Origin of the sequence: Streptomyces sp. NPDC001480 (genome assembly GCF_042894725.1) — a bacterium.
Lineage (GTDB): Bacteria > Actinomycetota > Actinomycetes > Streptomycetales > Streptomycetaceae > Streptomyces.
Genome location: NZ_JBIAVX010000005.1, coordinates 153,141 through 171,405 on the forward strand (window position 1 = coordinate 153,141; position 18,265 = coordinate 171,405).

General features: G+C 72.5%; 11 protein-coding genes and 1 pseudogene. 6 read left to right on the forward strand and 6 right to left on the reverse strand.

Translation table 11 applies throughout. The features are described 5' to 3' along the window. The first annotated feature begins 55 nt into the window (after positions 1-55). The 3 genes from ACFY01_RS13650 (at position 56) to ACFY01_RS13660 (ending at position 5,311) form a co-directional block, all read left to right on the forward strand. Positions 56-1,510 carry an FGGY-family carbohydrate kinase gene (locus ACFY01_RS13650; protein WP_390735893.1) on the forward strand — a complete coding sequence of 485 codons (1,455 nt, stop codon included), beginning with the start codon at positions 56-58 and terminating at the stop codon, positions 1,508-1,510. A 139-nt stretch (positions 1,511-1,649) separates the two neighbouring features. After that, positions 1,650-3,383 (forward strand): ABC transporter ATP-binding protein, encoded by a 1,734-nt coding sequence (locus ACFY01_RS13655; RefSeq protein ID WP_390735894.1) that lies wholly within the window; start codon positions 1,650-1,652, stop codon positions 3,381-3,383. Continuing rightward, positions 3,383-5,311: an ABC transporter ATP-binding protein gene (locus tag ACFY01_RS13660; protein WP_390735895.1), complete on the forward strand. Its 1,929-nt coding sequence runs from the start codon at positions 3,383-3,385 to the stop codon at positions 5,309-5,311. The genes ACFY01_RS13655 and ACFY01_RS13660 overlap by 1 nt, the downstream gene beginning before the upstream one ends. Positions 5,312-5,344: 33 nt before the next feature. On the opposite strand, the pseudogene ACFY01_RS13665 reads toward ACFY01_RS13660, so the two are convergent. The 5 genes and pseudogenes from ACFY01_RS13665 to ACFY01_RS13685 all read right to left on the reverse strand — a co-directional run bounded on the left by ACFY01_RS13665 (position 5,345) and on the right by ACFY01_RS13685 (position 12,331). After that, positions 5,345-6,604 (reverse strand): annotated as a pseudogene (locus tag ACFY01_RS13665) (RNA polymerase sigma factor). Between the two features lie 104 nt (positions 6,605-6,708). Continuing rightward, positions 6,709-8,610: a DNA primase gene (gene dnaG, locus ACFY01_RS13670; RefSeq protein ID WP_390735896.1), complete on the reverse strand. Its 1,902-nt coding sequence runs from the start codon at positions 8,608-8,610 to the stop codon at positions 6,709-6,711. Positions 8,611-8,657: 47 nt separating this feature from the next. Continuing rightward, positions 8,658-9,923: an NAD(P)/FAD-dependent oxidoreductase gene (locus ACFY01_RS13675; RefSeq protein WP_390735897.1), complete on the reverse strand. Its 1,266-nt coding sequence runs from the start codon at positions 9,921-9,923 to the stop codon at positions 8,658-8,660. 104 nt (positions 9,924-10,027) lie between these two features. Continuing rightward, positions 10,028-11,344, reverse strand: coding sequence for a deoxyguanosinetriphosphate triphosphohydrolase (locus ACFY01_RS13680; protein ID WP_390735898.1), 1,317 nt, complete (start codon positions 11,342-11,344; stop codon positions 10,028-10,030). 147 nt (positions 11,345-11,491) lie between these two features. Further along, the gene (locus ACFY01_RS13685) at positions 11,492-12,331 is read right to left on the reverse strand and encodes a sirohydrochlorin chelatase (protein WP_390735899.1); all 840 of its coding nucleotides are present in this window, start codon (positions 12,329-12,331) and stop codon (positions 11,492-11,494) included. 160 nt (positions 12,332-12,491) lie between these two features. Here ACFY01_RS13685 and ACFY01_RS13690 point away from each other — a divergent pair, with 160 nt between their 5' ends. From ACFY01_RS13690 to ACFY01_RS13700, 3 genes are all read left to right on the forward strand, one after another. Continuing rightward, positions 12,492-13,169 carry a vancomycin high temperature exclusion protein gene (locus ACFY01_RS13690; RefSeq protein ID WP_390735900.1) on the forward strand — a complete coding sequence of 226 codons (678 nt, stop codon included), beginning with the start codon at positions 12,492-12,494 and terminating at the stop codon, positions 13,167-13,169. Positions 13,170-13,517: 348 nt separating this feature from the next. Further along, positions 13,518-15,662: a molybdopterin oxidoreductase family protein gene (locus tag ACFY01_RS13695; RefSeq protein ID WP_390735901.1), complete on the forward strand. Its 2,145-nt coding sequence runs from the start codon at positions 13,518-13,520 to the stop codon at positions 15,660-15,662. A gap of 30 nt (positions 15,663-15,692) precedes the next feature. Then, positions 15,693-17,864: an alpha-galactosidase gene (locus tag ACFY01_RS13700; RefSeq protein WP_390735902.1), complete on the forward strand. Its 2,172-nt coding sequence runs from the start codon at positions 15,693-15,695 to the stop codon at positions 17,862-17,864. On the opposite strand, the gene ACFY01_RS13705 is transcribed toward ACFY01_RS13700, so the two are convergent. Then, complete coding sequence (locus tag ACFY01_RS13705) at positions 17,754-18,197, reverse strand: gamma-glutamylcyclotransferase family protein (RefSeq protein ID WP_390735903.1); 444 nt, start codon at positions 18,195-18,197, stop codon at positions 17,754-17,756. The genes ACFY01_RS13700 and ACFY01_RS13705 overlap by 111 nt on opposite strands. Positions 18,198-18,265 lie beyond the last annotated feature (68 nt).

An 18,265-nucleotide genomic window follows, 5' to 3' on the forward strand; every position in this document is an offset into this window, starting at 1 on the left:
ACCCCTACGGCGCCCACGGCCAAAGCAAGCGCAGCGCTACGGCAGAATTTGAGGCATGGGGATAGTCGCCGGGTTGGACAGCTCGCCCGATTTCACTCGCATCGTGGTCTGCGACACGGACACGGGCGCCGTGCTGCGCCAGGGATACGCGCCGCATCCGGTCGACATGCCGGAGGGCGGGCCGCGGGCCAGCGACGTGGACCCGCAGGCCTGGCTGCTGTCCCTGGGGGAGGCGGCGGGCGGCGGGCTGCTGGAGGGGGTGCAGGCCATCGGCGTGTCGGCCCAGCAGAACGCGCTGATCCCCCTGGACGCGCAGGGCTCCACCGTGCGCCCGGCGATGGTCGGCGGCGACAAGCGGGCGCAGGTCGCGGCGGCGGACCTGATCGACGCGCTGGGCGGGCGCGAGGCGTGGGCGCAGGCGGTGGGGTGCGTTCCGCAGGCCGCGCAGCCCGTGACCAAGCTGCGCTGGCTCGCCAAGAGCGAGCCGGAGAACGCGCGGCGGACGGCCATGCTGCTCCAGGCCCACGACTGGCTGGTGTGGCAGCTGCTCGGGCGGCCGGTGCGCCGGACCACCGATCGCGGTGGGGCCTCCGGCACCGGGTACTGGTCCGCGGCCACCGGCGGCTACCGGCCCGATCTGGTCGAGCTGGCGCTCGGTCACCAGGCGATGCTGCCGGAGGTGATCGGCCCGTCCGACGCGGCCGGTACGACACCGGAGGGGCTGCTGATCTCCGCCGGGACCGGCGAGACGATGGCCGCCGCCTTCGGTCTGGGGCTGGGGCTCGGGGACGCCGTGGTGTCCCTGGGGGCTTCGGGGTCGGTGATGGCCGTCCACCCGGAGGCGCTCGTCGACCAGAGCGGGATGATCACCTCGCTCGCCGACGCCACCGGCATGCACCTGCCGGTCGTGACCACCCTGAACGCGGTACGGACCCTGCGCGGCACCGCCGAACTGCTCGGCCTGCCGGACCTGGAGAGCCTGTCCGATCTGGCGATGAAGTCCACGCCGGGGTCCCACGGCCTGGTGCTCCTGCCCTATCTGGAGGGCGAACGGACGCCCAGCCTCCCGCACACCGCCGGCACGCTGGCCGGGCTGCGGCGCGAGTCGATGAAGCCCGAGCATCTGGCACGGGCCGCGTTCGAGGGCATGCTGTGCGGGCTCGCGGACGCGCTCGACGTACTGCGCGGCCGGGGCGTGGACGTACGGCGGATCTTCCTGCTCGGCGGCGCCGCCGAGCTGCCCGCCGTGCAGGCCGCCGCGCCCTCGCTGTTCGGCGCGCAGGTCGTCGTACCGCAGCCCGCCGACTACGCGGCGATCGGTGCCGCCCGGCAGGCCGCGTGGGCGCTCGGCGTGTCGCAGGGCACCCTCGACCCGCGCACCCCGCCGGCCTGGCAGGGGGCGGCGGCGCAAGTGCTGGACCCGGGTGAGGAACTGGCGGTGGGGCAGGCCGTACGGCAGCAGTTCGTGTCGGTGCGGGAGCAGACCCACCCCGGCGCATTTCGCCCATAAGGGTGACAACGCCCTGAATCCTCAAGGTTGCTGGAGGCCTGCTGTTGGCTTAATCGGTTGAGGTAACGCGGGTGGAGTGTTCGACGATAGGGGCCAAGGGCAACCGAACGCCCCTTTCGCCGACCCCGAGAGACGTAGCGTGCTCATACGACTTCTTCGGGCCTGTCTCAGGCCTTACAAGAAACCCATAGCCGTGCTGGTGCTGCTCCAGTTCCTGCAGACCTGCGCCACCCTCTACCTGCCCACCCTGAACGCCGACATCATCGACAAGGGTGTCGTGAAGGGTGACACCGGTTACATCCTCTCCTTCGGCGCCCTGATGATCGGCATCTCGCTGGCGCAGGTCGTATGCAACATGGGGGCCGTGTACTACGGCGCCCGGACCGCCGCGGCGCTCGGCCGGGACGTACGGGCCGCCGTCTTCGATCGTGTGCAGTCGTTCTCGTCGCGTGAGGTGGGTCACTTCGGCGCGCCCTCCCTCATCACCCGTACGACCAATGACGTACAGCAGGTCCAGATGCTGGCCCTGATGACGTTCACCCTGATGGTGTCGGCGCCCATCATGTGTGTCGGCGGTATCGTGCTGGCGCTCGGGCTGGACGTGCCGCTGTCCGGGGTGCTGGTGGCGGTCGTGCCGGTGCTGGGCATCAGCGTCACCCTGATCGTGCGGCGGCTGCGCCCGCTGTTCCGGTCGATGCAGGTGCGCCTGGACACGGTGAACCGGGTGCTGCGCGAGCAGATCTCCGGCAACCGGGTCATCCGCGCCTTCGTCCGGGACGAGTACGAGGAGGGCCGCTTCCGGAAGGCGAACGGCGATCTCACCGAGATGCAGCTGGCCACCGGACGCATGCTCGCACTGATGTTCCCGATCGTGATGACAGTGGTCAACCTGTCGTCGATCGCGGTCGTGTGGTTCGGCGCACACCGCATCAACAGCGGCGGGATGGCGATCGGCGACCTGACCGCGTTCCTCGCCTACCTGATGCAGATCGTCATGTCCGTGATGATGGCCACCTTCATGTTCATGATGGTGCCCCGCGCGGAGGTGTGCGCCGAGCGCATCCAGGAGATCCTCGACACCGACTCCAGCGTGGTGCCGCCGACGGCCCCCGTCACGGAACTGCGCCGGCACGGCCACCTGGAGATCCGGGGGGCGGGCTTCCGCTATCCGGGTGCCGAGGAGCCGGTGCTCAAGGCGGTCGAGCTGGTGGCCCGGCCGGGTGAGATCACCGCCGTGATCGGCTCCACCGGCAGCGGGAAGTCGACGCTGCTCGGGCTGGTCCCGCGGCTGTTCGACGCGACCGAAGGCGCGGTGCTCGTCGACGGCGTCGACGTCCAGGAGGTCGAGCCGAGGCTGCTGGCGAAGACGGTGGGCCTGGTCCCGCAGAAGCCGTACCTGTTCGCGGGCACGGTGGCCACCAACCTGCGGTACGGCAACCCGGACGCCACCGACGAGGAACTGTGGCACGCGCTGGAGGTCGCGCAGGCCAAGGAGTTCGTCTCGAAGCTGGAGGGCGGGCTGAACGCGCCCATCGCACAGGGCGGTACGAACGTCTCCGGCGGCCAGCGCCAGCGGCTCGCCATCGCCCGCACCCTCGTGCAGCGCCCGGAGATCTACCTCTTCGACGACTCCTTCTCCGCGCTCGACTACGCCACCGACGCCGCGCTGCGGGGGGCGCTGGCCCGCGAGACCGCCGAGGCGACCGTCGTGATCGTCGCCCAGCGTGTGGCGACCATCCGGGACGCCGACCGGATCGTGGTCCTGGACGAGGGCCGGGTGGTCGGCACGGGCCGGCACCACGAGCTCATGGCGGACAACGAGACCTACCGGGAGATCGTGCTCTCCCAGCTGACGGAAGCGGAGGCCGCCTGATGGCAGGGCCCATGGGACGCATGATGGCCGGGGGCGGCCCCGACCAGCGCTCGATGGACTTCAAGGGCTCGGGCAAACGGCTCGTCGCCCGGTTCAAGCCGGAACGGCTCACCATCTACGCGCTGCTGCTGTGCGTGGTCGTCAGCGTCGGCCTCAGCGTGATCGGCCCGAAGATCCTCGGCAAGGCCACCGACCTGGTCTTCGCGGGCATCATCGGGCGGCAGATGCCGGCCGGGGCCACCAAGGAGCAGGTGCTCGACTCCATGCGCGCACGGGGCCAGGGCTCCGTCGCGGACATGCTGAAGAGCACCGACTTCACCCCGGGCAAGGGCATCGACTTCGACGCCGTCGGCAACGTCCTGCTGCTCGCCCTCGGTACGTTCCTCGTGGCCGGTCTGCTGATGGCGGTGGCGACGCGGCTGGTCAACCGGGCCGTCAACCGCACGATGTACCGGATGCGCGAGGACGTGCAGACGAAGCTGTCCCGGCTGCCGCTGTCGTACTTCGACAAGCGCCAGCGCGGCGAGGTGCTCTCCCGCGCCACCAACGACATCGACAACATCGGCCAGACGCTCCAGCAGTCGATGGGCCAGCTGATCAACTCGCTGCTGACCATCATCGGTGTGCTCGTGATGATGTTCTGGGTGTCCTGGCTGCTCGCCCTGGTCGCCCTGGTCACCGTGCCGCTGTCGTTCGTGGTCGCCACCCGGGTCGGCAAGCGGTCGCAGCCGCACTTCGTGCAGCAGTGGCGCTCGACCGGCAAGCTGAACGCGCACATCGAGGAGATGTACACCGGGCACACCCTGGTGAAGGTGTTCGGCCGGCAGGACGAGTCGGCGAAGCAGTTCGCCGAGCAGAACGACGCGCTGTACGAAGCTTCGTTCAAGGCGCAGTTCAACAGCGGGGTCATGCAGCCGCTGATGATGTTCGTGTCGAACCTGAACTACGTGCTCGTCGCCGTGGTCGGCGGCCTGCGGGTGGCGTCCGGCGCGCTGTCCATCGGTGACGTGCAGGCCTTCATCCAGTACTCCCGGCAGTTCTCGATGCCGCTGACCCAGGTCGCCTCGATGGCCAACCTGGTGCAGTCGGGCGTCGCCTCGGCCGAGCGGATCTTCGAACTCCTGGACGCGGAGGAGCAGGAGCCGGATCCGGTGGCGGCCGAGAAGCCCGCGGAGCTGCGCGGGCGCGTGGCGCTGGAGCACGTGTCGTTCCGGTACGACCCCGAGAAGCCGCTGATCGAGGACCTGTCGCTGAAGGTGGAGCCCGGGCAGACGGTCGCGATCGTCGGCCCGACCGGAGCGGGCAAGACCACCCTGGTCAATCTGCTCATGCGGTTCTACGACGTCACCGGCGGGCGCATCACCCTGGACGGCGTGGACATCCGGAAGATGTCCCGCGACGAACTGCGCGCCGGGATCGGCATGGTGCTCCAGGACACCTGGCTGTTCGGCGGCACGATCGCGGAGAACATCGCGTACGGCGCCTCGCGCGAGGTGACCCGGGGCGAGATCGAGGAGGCGGCGCGGGCGGCCCACGCGGACCGGTTCGTGCGCACCCTCCCCGACGGCTACGACACCGTGATCGACGACGAGGGCACGGGGGTCAGCGCCGGTGAGAAGCAGCTCATCACCATCGCGCGGGCGTTCCTGTCGGACCCGGTGATCCTGGTGCTCGACGAGGCGACGAGCTCCGTCGACACCCGCACCGAGGTGCTGATCCAGAAGGCCATGGCCAAGCTGGCGCACGGCAGGACGTCCTTCGTGATCGCGCACCGGCTGTCGACGATCCGGGACGCGGACACGATCCTCGTCATGGAGAACGGCTCGATCGTCGAACAGGGCGCCCACACGGAGCTGCTCGCCGCGGACGGCGCCTACGCGCGGCTGTACAAGGCACAGTTCGCGCAGGCGGTGGCCGAGGTCGACTGAGCGCACCGGGGCCGCCTTCGCGGGCGGCCCCGTTCAGTCCAGGTAGCCGCGCAGCTGGTCGGCGAAGGCGTGGTCCCGCAGCTTGTTCAGGGTCTTGGACTCGATCTGCCGGATGCGTTCCCGCGTCACGCCGAAGATGCGCCCTATCTCCTCGAGGGTGCGGGGACGGCCGTCGGCGAGGCCGTAGCGCAGCTGCACGACCTTCCGCTCGCGCTCGCCGAGGGTGGACAGTACGGCCTCCAGGTGCTGCCTGAGCAGCAGGAACGCCGCCGACTCCACGGGTGAGGCCGCGTCGCCGTCCTCGATCAGGTCACCGAGCGCGACATCGTCCTCCTCCCCGACGGGCGCGTGCAGCGACACCGGCTCCTGGGCGAGGCGGAGCACCTCGCCGACCCGCTCGGGCGGCAGGTCGAGGTGGGCGGCGACCTCTTCGGGGGTCGGCTCGTACCCGCGTTCCTGGAGCATCCGCCGCTGCACCCGTACGACCCGGTTGATGAGCTCGACGACGTGCACGGGGACGCGGATGGTGCGGGCCTGGTCGGCGAGGGCGCGGGACATGGCCTGGCGGATCCACCAGGTGGCGTACGTGGAGAACTTGTAGCCGCGGGCGTAGTCGAACTTCTCCACGGCCCGGATGAGCCCGAGATTGCCCTCCTGGACCAGGTCCAGCATGGTCAGGCCGCGGCCGATGTACCGCTTGGCGACGGACACGACGAGCCGCAGGTTGGCCTCGATGAGCCGGCGCTTGGCCATGCGGCCCATCACGACCAGCTTGTCCAGGTCGAGGGCGAGCTGGCTGTCCAGGTCCGGTGTGCTGCCCAGCTTCTCCTCGGCGAACAGCCCGGCCTCGACCCGGCGGGCCAGCTCGACCTCCTCGGCCGCGGTGAGCAGCGGGATCCGCCCGATCTCGCGCAGGTACTGGCGGAACAGGTCCGAGGAGGGAGCGCTGGTGTCGGCGCGCGCGGCCGCCGCCGGGGCCTCGACGGGCGCCTCGGCGGACTCGTCGTCCAGCGCCTCGGCGGGCGGTTCCGCCGGCTCGGCCGCGTCCGCCGACTCCGGCTCCGGTTCCGGTTCGGTCTCCGGGTGGTGCGCGGCACGGCTCTGCGGCGGAACCACCGCGAAGACCTCGCTCTCGGCGTCCGGCTCGTCCGTCGCGGTGCTGTCGGTGCTGTCGGTCTGTGTGAGGGTCTGGGTCTGCACGGGGGCGACCTCCAGGGTGATCGCTGCTGAGTGGAACCGCGGGGAGCGCGATCCGTGGGGGACGGATCAGCCGCGCTCCGAGGACTCAGGCACCGCACCCCAGTGTGGGGTAAGACACATCACCGCCACGAGGGGCTTGCGGTGACTTTTTGCATCCGGGTCGTGACGGGGCGGTGACGGGAGGGACGCGCAAGCGCTCAGAGCGCGGCGGCGCCCTGTTCGCGCAGTGTCTGGCCGTACTGCTGGAGGACCCACAACTCGTTCTGCACGGCCGCCAGGTGGGCCGGGTCGCCGCCGGTGCCGAGGCGGGCGAGGGCGCTCTGGACGTCCTGGATGCGGCGGTCGACGGCGCGGCGGCGGACCCAGACGAGTTGTTCGCCGGCGTAGGGCTCGTCGACCGTGCGGCGCATGATCGCTTCCACGGCCAGCTCGGTCACCATCGCGCGGACCGCGTCGTCGGGGGCCGCCTCGCGGACGCGGACCAGGTACTCCTGGGGGTCCCGCGTGCCGTACTCGGCGCCGCCCGCGTCCATGATCGCCTGGCGTACGGCCGCGTAGGGCGGGGCGGTGAACTCGTCGATCCCGTAGGCGTCGAAGGCCGGGGAGACCAGCTCGGGCCGCTGGAGGGCGAGTTTCAGCAGCTCGCGTTCCGTGGCGTACACCGGGTTGCGGAGGTTCAGCGCGGGGCCGGAAGGGGCCCGTACGGCCGCGTACTCCTGCGGGGGGCGCTGGGGGGCCGTCGGCGCCGGGCCCCTGCCGCCGCGGTCGCGGGCCCAACGGGCGAGCTGCGCGACCCGCTTGACCACGAACTGGGTGTCGAGGATGCCGAGCATCCCGGCCAGCTCGACGGCGACCTCGTGCTGGGCGCCGCTGTTCTTGATCCGGGCCACGATCGGGGCCGCCTCGTCGAGGGCGGCGGCCCGCCCCGCCGGGGTGTTCAGGTCGTAGCGGCTCACGATCTGGCGCAGCGCGAACTCGAAGAGCGGGGTACGCGGTTCGGCCAGGTCGGCCACCGCCTCGTCGCCCTTGGCCAGGCGCAGGTCGCAGGGGTCCATGCCGTCGGGGGCGATCGCGATGTACGTCTCGGCGGCGAACTTCTGGTCGTCCTCGAAGGCGCGCAGGGCCGCCTTCTGCCCGGCCGCGTCGCCGTCGAAGGTGAAGATCACGCGTGCGCTGCCGTTGTCCATCAGCAGCCGGCGCAGGATCTTGATGTGGTCGCCGCCGAAGGCCGTGCCGCAGGTCGCGATGGCGGTGGTCACCCCGGCCAGGTGGCAGGCCATGACGTCGGTGTAGCCCTCGACCACCACCGCGCGGGAGGTCTTGGCGATCTCCTTCTTCGCCAGGTCGATGCCGTACAGGACCTGGCTCTTCTTGTAGATCGCCGTCTCGGGCGTGTTGAGGTACTTGGGGCCGTTGTCCGCCTCGTACAGCTTGCGCGCGCCGAAGCCGACCACCTCGCCGCCGATGTCCCGGATGGGCCACATCAGGCGGCCCCGGAAGCGGTCGATGGGGCCGCGGCGGCCCTCCTGGGAGAGTCCGGAGAGGAGCAGCTCCTTGTCGGTGAAGCCCTTACCGCGCAGATAGCGGGTGAGGTGGTCCCAGCCCTGCGGGCTGTAGCCCACGCCGAAGTGGACGGCGGCGGCCTGGTCGAAGCCGCGCTCGGCCAGGAAGACGCGGCCCGTCTCGGCCTCGGGGCTGGTGGCGAGCTGCTCCGCGTACCACTGCGCGGCGATCTTGTGGGCCTCGACCAGGCGGATCCGCTCGCCGCGCTGGTGGGACGGGTTGTACCCCCCCTCCTCGTAGCGCAGGGTGATGCCGGCCTGCGCGGCGAGGCGCTCGACCGCCTCCGAGAAGGAGAGGTGGTCGACCTTCATCACGAACGTGATGGTGTCGCCGCCCTCCTGGCAGCCGAAGCAGTGGAAGAGTCCCTTGCTGGGGCTGACCTGGAAGGACGGCGACTTCTCGTCGTGGAACGGGCACAGGCCCTTGAGGTTGCCCCCGCCCGCGTTGCGCAGCTGGAGGTACTCGGACACGACGGAGTCGATCGGGACCGCGTCCCGTACCGCCTTCACGTCCTCGTCGTTGATCCGTCCTGCCACGCGTGAATTCTACGTGGGGTGTGTGACAGTTCCGGTCCCCTGAGGGGTCAGGAGGCGAGGCTGTCGAGAGGGACGTGCGGGTCGGCCAGCGCCTCCGTGTCCACCGGGGCCGTGGAGCGGACCAGCTTCTGGATCGACTCTGTGACATCCCACACATTCACGTTCATTCCGGCCAGCACCCGGCCCTCCTTCACCCAGAACGCGATGAACTCCCGCTTGCCCGCGTCCCCCCGGATCACCACCTGGTCGTACGACCCCGGCGGCGCCCAGCCGCTGTACTCCATCCCCAGGTCGTACTGGTCGGTGAAGAAGTAGGGGACGCGGTCGTAGGTGACGTCCCGGCCGAGCATCGCGCGGGCCGCCGCCGGGCCGCCGCCCAGGGCGTTGGCCCAGTGCTCGACCCGCAGCCGGGTGTCGAAGAGGGCGTGCGGGAAGGCGGCGACGTCGCCGGCCGCGAAGATGTCCGGGTCGGAGGTGCGCAGCCGCTCGTCCACCACGATGCCGCCGCCGTGCGCGCGGTCGGCGGTCTCCAGCCCCGCCGCCTCGGCCAGCCCGGTGCGCGGCGCGGCGCCGATGGCCGCGAGGACGTCGTGCGCGGGGTGCTCCTCGCCGTCGTCGGTACGGGCGGCCAGCACCATGCCGTCCTGGCCGACGATCTCGGTGAGCCGCGCCCCGAAGTGGAAGCGGACCCCGCGCTCGCGGTGCAGCTCGGCGAAGAGGGTGCCGAGCTCGGGGCCGAGCACGCCGTGCAGCGGGGTCGGGTTGTGTTCGATGACGGTGACCTCGGCGCCGTACTCCCGGGCCGCCGCCGCCACCTCCAGCCCGATCCAGCCCGCGCCCGCGATCACGATGTGCCCGTTGTCCCGGCCGAGCGAGTGCAGCACGCCCTTGAGCCGCTCGGCGTGGGCGAGGCGGCGCAGGTGGTGGACGCCCGCGAGGTCGGTACCGGGGATGTCGAGGCGGCGGGGCTCCGCGCCGGTGGCGAGAAGCAGCTTGTCGTAGCGCACGAGGGTGCCGTCGTCACCGAACCGGACCGTCTTCGCCGTACGGTCGATCGCGTCCACGGTCTGGCCGAGGTGCAGCTCGATGTCGTTCTGCGCGTACCAGGCGAGTTCGTGCACGAAGACGCTGTCGCGTTCCTCCTTGCCCAGCAGGTAGCCCTTGGACAGCGGCGGGCGTTCGTAGGGGTGGTCGCGTTCGTCGCAGATCAGTATCACCCGGCCGGTGAAGCCCTCCGCCCGGAGCGTCTCGGCCGCCTTGGCGCCGGCCAGCCCTCCTCCGACGATGACGAACGTCTGGTCCGCGTCGACCACTTGATGCCTCCTCGTAAAGATGCCGCCACATGGGAGCCTCCCGCACTGAGCGTGATGCGGGAAGGGGGAGTGACCCGATCAGGCCACGGAGGGTCACATTCTTCTCACAGGCGCCCCGTCAGTCTCGCGTGCAACGAGCGGGCCGACGCGTCGGTCAGGGAAGCGATCTGATCGACGATCACCCGCTTACGGGCGTGATCGCCGTCCGCCGCGTCGAAGAGCGAACGGAACTGCGGGTCCAGGCCGTCGGGGGCGCGGGCGGTGAGCGCCTCGGCGAGTTCGGCGACGACGATCCGCTGGTCGGCGCGGAGCCGCTCCTGCTCGGCGCGGCGCATCACGTACTGGTCGGCGACCGCCTTGAGGACCGCGCACTCCATGCGCGCGGAGCGCGGCACCACGAGTTCGGCGCCGTACCGGGTGAGGCGGCCGCCGCCGTACGTCTGGCGCGTGGCGGCCTCGGCCGCCAGGCAGAAGCGGCCGATGAGCTGGCTGGTGGCGTCCTTCAGCCGGGCCTGGGCGACCGCCGTGCCGTCGTAGCCGTGCGGCCACCACTCCTGGGCCAGGAGGCGGTCGAGGGCCTCGGCGAGTTCGGCGGGGTCGGTACCGGCGGGCACGTACCGGCCGACGGCGACGGCGAAGACCGCCTGCCGTTCCGGTTCGGCGCGCAGGCAGCCCGGGTCGATGTGACCGGCGTGCAGGCCGTCCTCGACGTCGTGCACCGAGTACGCCACGTCGTCCGCCCAGTCCATGACCTGGGCCTCGAAGCAGGTGCGGGTGCCGGGGGCGTCCTTGCGGACCCAGTCGAAGACCGGCCGGTCGTCCTCGTACACCCCGAACTTCCCCGAAGCCGGGTCGGTGGGGTGGGCGCCGCGCGGCCAGGGGTACTTGGTGGCCGCGTCGAGGGCGGCGCGGGTGAGGTTGAGGCCGACGGAGCCCTCGGGGGTGAAGCGCTTGGGCTCGATGCGGGTGAGGAGCCTGAGGGACTGGGCGTTGCCCTCGAAGCCGCCACAGTCGTCGGCGAACTCGTTCAGCGCCTGTTCGCCGTTGTGACCGAAGGGAGGGTGGCCCAGGTCGTGGGAGAGGCAGGCCGCCTCGACCAGATCGGGGTCGCAGCCGAGGGCCGCGCCGAGCTCGCGGCCGACCTGGGCGCACTCCAGGGAGTGCGTGAGACGGGTGCGGGGGCTGGCGTCCCAGGCCGGGTGGTTGGGCGCGCCCGGGGTGACGACCTGGGTCTTGCCGGCCAGGCGGCGGAGCGCCGCGCTGTGCAGGATGCGGGCGCGGTCTCGCTGGAAGGCGGTGCGGCCGGGGCGTTTGTCGGGCTCGGGGGCCCAGCGGTCGGCTGACGCCGGGTCGTAGGCGGGTGCGGTGCGATTACCTGCGGTGCCTTTGCTTGCGGTGCGATTACCTGCGGTGCCTTCCATGACTCGACAGTACGGGGCGGTGGTGACAATCGGGGGGTTCCGGGTGCCTGTGCGTCTGCCGAGTCTTGTTGTATGGCGGGTGCGGGTGCGTTGGGGTTGTTCGCGCAGTTCCCCGCGCCCCTGGGTGGGTGAGCTCGACCCTCGTTCTCACGCTGACGCCAGTGTTGGTTCCGTCAGCGTCGCCGGGGTTGACAGGGCTTGGTCGTAGCGGTGGAGGATCAGGCGGGCCATCGCGGGGTGGGCGCCCAGGGGGGCCGAGGTGATCCAGGGGGCCGCCTCCGCGCACTGGGTGGCGAAGCGGCCGGGGGCGGTGAAGCAGGAGGCGATCGCCACTCGGTGGCGGCCCCGCGCGGCGAGGGCGCGTACGGCGGTGGGGACGGTCGGGGTCGCGGCGGAGGCGTAGGCGGGGACGACGGGCACGCCCAGGCGGTCGGCGAGGAGGCGGGCCGTGCGGCGGGTGTCGGCGGCGGAGTCGGGGTCGCGGGAACCGGCGGCGGCGAGTACGACACCGCTCGAACGGCGGGTGGCGTCGTCGGGGCCGGTGTGCCAGCCGGCCTCCAGCAGACGGTCGTACAGGGTCTCCACGAGGAGCGGGTGGGGGCCGAGCGGTGCGGCCACGCGCGTGCGTGCGGTGGCGGCGGCGGCCATCTCGGGGATGTCCCGCTTGACGTGGTAGCCGCGGCTGAGCAGCAGCGGTACGAGCACGGCCGGGGCGTCGCCGAGGGCGGCGAGGGTGTCCGGGAGCAGGGGCTCGTTCAGCTCGATGTGGCCGAGGCGCACCGGCAGGCCGGGGCGCAGGTCCCGTACCCGCTCCATGAGGGTGAGGACCGTCCGCAGCGCGCGCGGGTCGCGGCTGCCGTGCCCGACCAGGACGAGGGCGGGCGGGCCGGGGCGGCGCCTGCCGTCCAGGGAGACGAGGCTGAGCTGGCCGGCGAGCCGGCTGCTGATGCCCGCCAGGATGTCCGCCGTGCTGTCTAGGTCCGTCATGGAACGATCCTGACGGCAGGAGGTTGCGCCCTCGTTGCACGCCCGTCACGGGTATTTTCCGTGGGTTCACGGTGTGGGCCCGGACCGTGTGAGGCGAACCGGATCGAACCGGATCATTGTTCGATGCGTCCTCCTCGTCGGGACGACAAGGGGGACCCGCGTGAAGATCCGTGGACCGCGCCTGCCGCACACCCGTGCCGGACGGCGGCGGCTGGTGCAGGCCGTGATGGCCGGGTGCGTGCTGGCGCTGCTTCCGGTGACCTGGCTGTTCGTGTCGACGGCCGACCGGCTGCGCGGTACGGCGGACGCGCCGCGCACCGATGTCGCCGTCGTGTTCGGGGCGGGGCTGTGGGGCGGGGAGCCGTCTCCGTACCTCGCGCACCGGCTGGACGCGGCGGTGAAGCTGTACAGGGCGGGCCGGGTGAAGGTGGTGCTGGTCACCGGCGACAACAGCCGGGACGACTACGACGAGCCGGACGCCATGCGTGCGTACCTGACCGAGCGGGGGGTTCCCGGCTCCCGCGTGGTCAGCGACTACGCCGGTTTCGACACCTGGGACTCCTGTGTCCGCGCGAAGAGGATCTTCGGTGTCGACCGGGCCGTCCTGATCAGCCAGGGCTTCCACATCCGCCGCGCGGTCGCCCTCTGCGAGGCGGCGGGCATCGACTCCTACGGCGTCGGCGTCGACGCCAAGCACGACGTCACCTGGTACTACGGCGGCACCCGCGAGATCTTCGCGGCCGGCAAGGCGGCCCTGGACGCGGTCTTCAAGCCGGACCCCCGCTTCCTGGGCCCGAAGGAGACGGGGGTGGTCCGGGCGCTGGCCGCGGGGCGGTGACGGCGGGATACGGGTGGGCCCGGTGGCGGGACAGAGCCGCCCGAAGCTCCCTGTCGCGGGCCCGGCGGCCGGGCGCGAGCCGGCCCGGCGACCGGCGGTCCGGGCCGGTGACCGGCGATCCGGGCCGGTGACCGGCGGTCCGGGCCGGTGACCGGCGATCCGGGCCGGTGACCGGTGATCCGGGCCGGCCGGGCCCCGCCCGAGGCGTCTCCGGCCGGGCCTGAGGGCCCCGCGCCCGCGCCCGGTGTCCGCCTCACCGTGGGCCAGCGGTGGCGGGGAGGTCGCCGTCCCGGCCGTGTAACAGGGAGCCGCCACGGCACGTAACACGTGCGAAGCACGCTGGGCGGTATGGAGACCACCTCGACGCCCACCCACTGCCCGTACTGCGCCTTGCAGTGCGGGATGAACGTGACCCCCGCGCCGGGAGGGGGCGTCGAGGTGACCGAGCGTCCGGACTTCCCGGTGAACCGGGGGGCGCTGTGCGGCAAGGGGCGGACGGCCGCGGCGCTGCTGTCGCCCGGGGTGCGGCTGACCTCGCCGTTGGTGCGGTCCGGGAGTGAGCTGGTGCCCGCCTCCTGGGAGGAGGCGCTGGACCGGGTCGCCGCGGGTCTCGCCTCGGCGCGTACCGCGTACGGTCCCGACGCGTGCGGGGTGTTCGGCGGGGGCGGGCTGACGAACGAGAAGGCGTACGCGCTCGGCAAGTTCGCGCGGGTGGTGCTGGGCACCTCGCAGATCGACTACAACGGCCGCTTCTGCATGTCGTCGGCCGCCGCGGCGGGCACGAAGGCGTTCGGTCTCGACCGGGGGCTGCCGTTCCCGCTGGAGGACATCCCGAAGACGGGCTGCGTGATCCTGGTCGGCTCCAACCTCGCGGAGACCATGCCGCCCTCGCTGCGCTTCTTCAGCGAACTCCGTGAGAACGGCGGCACGCTGATCGTCGTCGACCCGCGCCGCACGAGGACCGCCGAGCAGGCCGACCTGCACCTCGCGCCCCGCCCCGGCACCGATCTCGCGCTGGCGCTGGGCCTGCTGCACCTGGTGGTCGCCGAGGGCCGCACCGACGAGGAGTACATCCGGGAGCGCACGGCCGGCTGGGAGGAGGCGCGGGCCGCGGCGATGGCGCACTGGCCGGAGTACGTGGAGCGGATCACGGGGGTGTCCGTTCCCCAACTCCGGAAAGCTGTACGGCTGTTCTGCGAGCCGGAGACCGCGATGGTGCTGACCGCGCGCGGGCCGGAGCAGCAGTCCAAGGGCACCGACACGGTGGGCGCCTGGATCAACCTGTGCCTGGCGACCGGACGCGCGGGCCGCCCGCTGTCCGGGTACGGCTGCCTCACCGGGCAGGGCAACGGGCAGGGCGGGCGCGAGCACGGCCAGAAGGCCGACCAGCTGCCCGGCTACCGCAAGCTGACCGACCCGGCCGCGCGGCGGCACGTCGCCGAGGTGTGGGGCGTGGACCCCGACAGCCTGCCGGGCCCGGGCCGCAGCGCGTACGAGTTGCTGGACGCGCTGGGCACGGACATCAAGGCCCTGCTGCTGATGGCCTCCAACCCGGTGGTGTCCGCGCCGCGCGCCGCGCACGTGGAGGAGCGGCTGCGGTCACTGGACTTCCTCGCGGTCGCGGACGTCGTACTGTCCGAGACGGCGGCGCTCGCGGACGTCGTGCTCCCGGTCGCCCAGTGGGCCGAGGAGACCGGCACGACCACCAGCCTGGAGGGCCGGGTGCTGCTGCGGCGGCAGGCGGTCACCCCGCCCGACGGCGTCCGCAGCGACCTGGCGGTGCTGCACGGGCTCGCCGCCCGGCTGGGCGTGGAGAAGGGCTTCCCGACCGACCCCGAGGAGGTCTTCGGCGAGCTGCGCCGGGCGAGCGCGGGCGGGCCCGCGGACTACTCCGGGATCACCTACCGGCGGCTGGCGGAGGAGAACGGGGTGTTCTGGCCGTGCCCGGAGGTGGCGAAGGAGGCCGTGGAGCCCGCCGCGGAGGGGGCCGTGGATACCGCCGCGGAGAGGGCCGTGGAGCCCGTCGCGCACCCCGGCACCCCCCGCCTCTTCCTCGACCGGTTCGCCACCGAGGACGGCCGCGCGAGGTTCGTCGCCGTGGCACACCGGGCGGCGGCCGAGGAACCGGACGACGAGTACCCGCTGCTGCTGACGACCGGCCGGGTCGTCTCCCAGTACCAGTCGGGCGCCCAGACCCGCCGGGTGCCCGAGCTGAACGCCGCCGCCCCCGGCCCGTTCGTGGAGCTGCACCCGAGGCTTGCGGCCCGGCTCGGGGCCGCCGAGGGCGACCCGGTGGCCGTGGTCTCGCGGCGCGGACGCGCTGTGGCGCCGGCCCGCATCACCACCGGCATCCGGCCCGACACCGTGTTCATGCCCTTCCACTGGCCGGGCGAGGGCCGCGCCAACACCCTCACGAACCCCGCGCTCGACCCGACCTCGCGGATGCCCGAGTTCAAGACGTGCGCGGTGCGGGTGGAGGCGGTGGGGGCGTAGGCCGGACGGCCGGTTGGGTAGGGGGCCGCCATGATCCATGGCGATGCCCTCCGCTGGGGCCACTCCGCGCTCACCGTCGACGTCGGCCTCGGCGGCGACCGCCCGCCCCGGCTGCTGCGCGTGGCGCGTCCGGGCGATCCGGAGGTCCCGGACGCCTCGTACGAGGGCCTGCCCCTCGCCGACGTGACCCTGCTGGGCACGGGCACCGGCTGGTCCGGGCCTCGTTTCACGGGGACGGCGCTCGGCGCGCGGCTGCGTCACCGGGCGCACCACGCGACGTACGGCGACGACGGGTGGCACCGTCTCACGGTCGAACTCCACGACCTGGACAGCGGGTTGACCGTGTTCGCTGAGTACTCCTCCCCCGACGGCATCCCGGTCCTGCGCTCCAGGGTGCGGCTGCGCAACGACGGCCGCGCACCCGTCACCGTTCGCGCCGCCGGCAGCCTGCTGCTGGGCGGGCTGCCCTCCCCCGATGTGCTCGACGCGCACCTGGCCCGCAACGACTGGCTCGCCGAGTGCCGCTGGTCCACCGAACCGCTGCGGGCCGCCGTGCCCGACTTCGGCCGGGCGGTGCACGAGCACGACGCCCGCGCGGCCCTGCGGCTGACCGGCCGGGGCAGCTGGCCGACCGACGGCCACCTGGCGATGGGCGCGCTCACCGACCGTAGGAACGGCCGGGCCTGGCTGTGGCAGGTCGAGTCGGCGGCGGGCTGGTCCTGGGACGCCGGGGAGGCGGCCGGGCGGACGTACGTCGGCCTGGGCGGCCCGTCGTACGACGACCACGGCTGGCGCCAGGTCCTCGCGCCCGGCGGTGATTTCGCGTCCGAGTACGCCGCCCTGGCCCTCGGCGACGGCTTCGACGGGGCACTGGCCGCGCTGACGACGTACCGCCGCCGGATCCGCCGCCCGCACCCGGACCACGAACGGCTCCCGGTGGTCTTCAACGACTACATGAACACGCTCATGGGCGACCCCACGACCGACAAGCTGCTGCCGCTGGTCGACGCGGCGGCCGAAGCGGGAGCCGAGTACTTCTGCGTGGACGCCGGCTGGTACGACGACGAGGACGGCGGCTGGTGGGACAGCGTAGGGGCGTGGCAGGCCGCCCCGCGGCGCTTTCCCGGCGGGATCGAGGAGGTGCTGGGGCGGATCCGGGCGCGCGGGATGGTGCCCGGGCTGTGGCTGGAACCGGAGGTGGTCGGGGTACGCAGTCCGGTCGCCGCCGAGCTGCCGGACGCGGCGTTCCTGCGCCACGACGACGGCACCCGGGTCGCCGAACAGGGCCGCCACCAGGTGGACCTGACCCACCCGGCCGCCCGCGCGCACCTGGACGCGACCGTGGACCGGATCGTCGGCGCGTGGGGCGTGGGCTACCTCAAACTCGACTACAACATCACCACCACGGCACCGGGCCTGCTCGATCACTCCCGTGCCTGGCGCGACTGGGTGTCCGCCCTCCTGGACCGACACCCCGGCCTGGTCATCGAGAACTGCGCGTCCGGCGGCATGCGCATGGACGGCGCGTCCCTGTCCGTCACCCAGCTCCAGTCCACCTCCGACCAGCAGGACCCCCTCCGCTACCCCCCGATCGCGGCCGCCGCGCCGACGGCGGTGCCGCCGGAGCAGGGGGCGGTGTGGGCGTACCCGCAGCCGGAGTTCACGGATACGGAGATCGGTTTCACGGTGGGGACGGCGCTGCTGGGGCGGGTTCATCTGTCCGGCCACCTGGACCGCATGACAGAGCGTCAACTTGGCCTCGTGCGGGAGGCGGTGTCGGTCTACAAGGTGATCCGGGTTGATCTGCCGGGCACGGTTCCCTTCTGGCCGCTGGGGCTGCCGGGGTGGGACGACGAGTGGGTGGCGCTGGGGCTGCGGGCGCCGGGGGCGCTAGGGTCGCTGGGGGCGACGTACGTGTCGGTGTGGCGCAGGGGCGGGGCTGAGGAACTGACGCTGCCCCTGGGGCACTTGCCCGATTACGGCGCGCGGGTGGAGGTGCTGCACGCGGCCGGTGCGGGCGCGTCGGCCGCCTGGGACGGGGCGGGGCTGCGGGTGCGGCTGCCGGAGGTGCCGGGGATGCTGCTGGCACGCCTAACGCATGTCGCGGGCCAGCCAGTCCCCGCTCGCGATGAGCCAGCCGCGGGCGCGGAGGCGGGCGGCGACGTGGGGCGCCGCGATGTAGACCCAGGCGTGGACGGTTGAGCCGTCGGCGCGTACGACGTTCCGGCCGACCCGTTCGTAGAGGTTGCGCGGGTGGCCCGGCACGTACTCCTCCAGCCGGTCGAGTTCGCGCAGGAGCCGCCCGTACTCCTCGGGCAGCACGGTGACGAGGTCCCCGCGGACCTCGCCGCCCGGCTGCTCGACGACGTAGGGATAGCCGGGACCGTCGTACAGCACCGCGCCGGGGAGCCGGCCGGGTTCCTCCGAGCGCGTGCGGCCGCGAAGGAACAGGTCATGGTTGCCCTCGCCGGGGCGGAGGGTTCCGTAGACGAAGAACGGCAGGGACGGCGAGGTCGGCAAGGACTGCGAGGTCACAGAAACGATTCTGTACCCCCTCCGACTCCCCACACATCTCCTCGAAGGCGCTATGGACATGACATGCC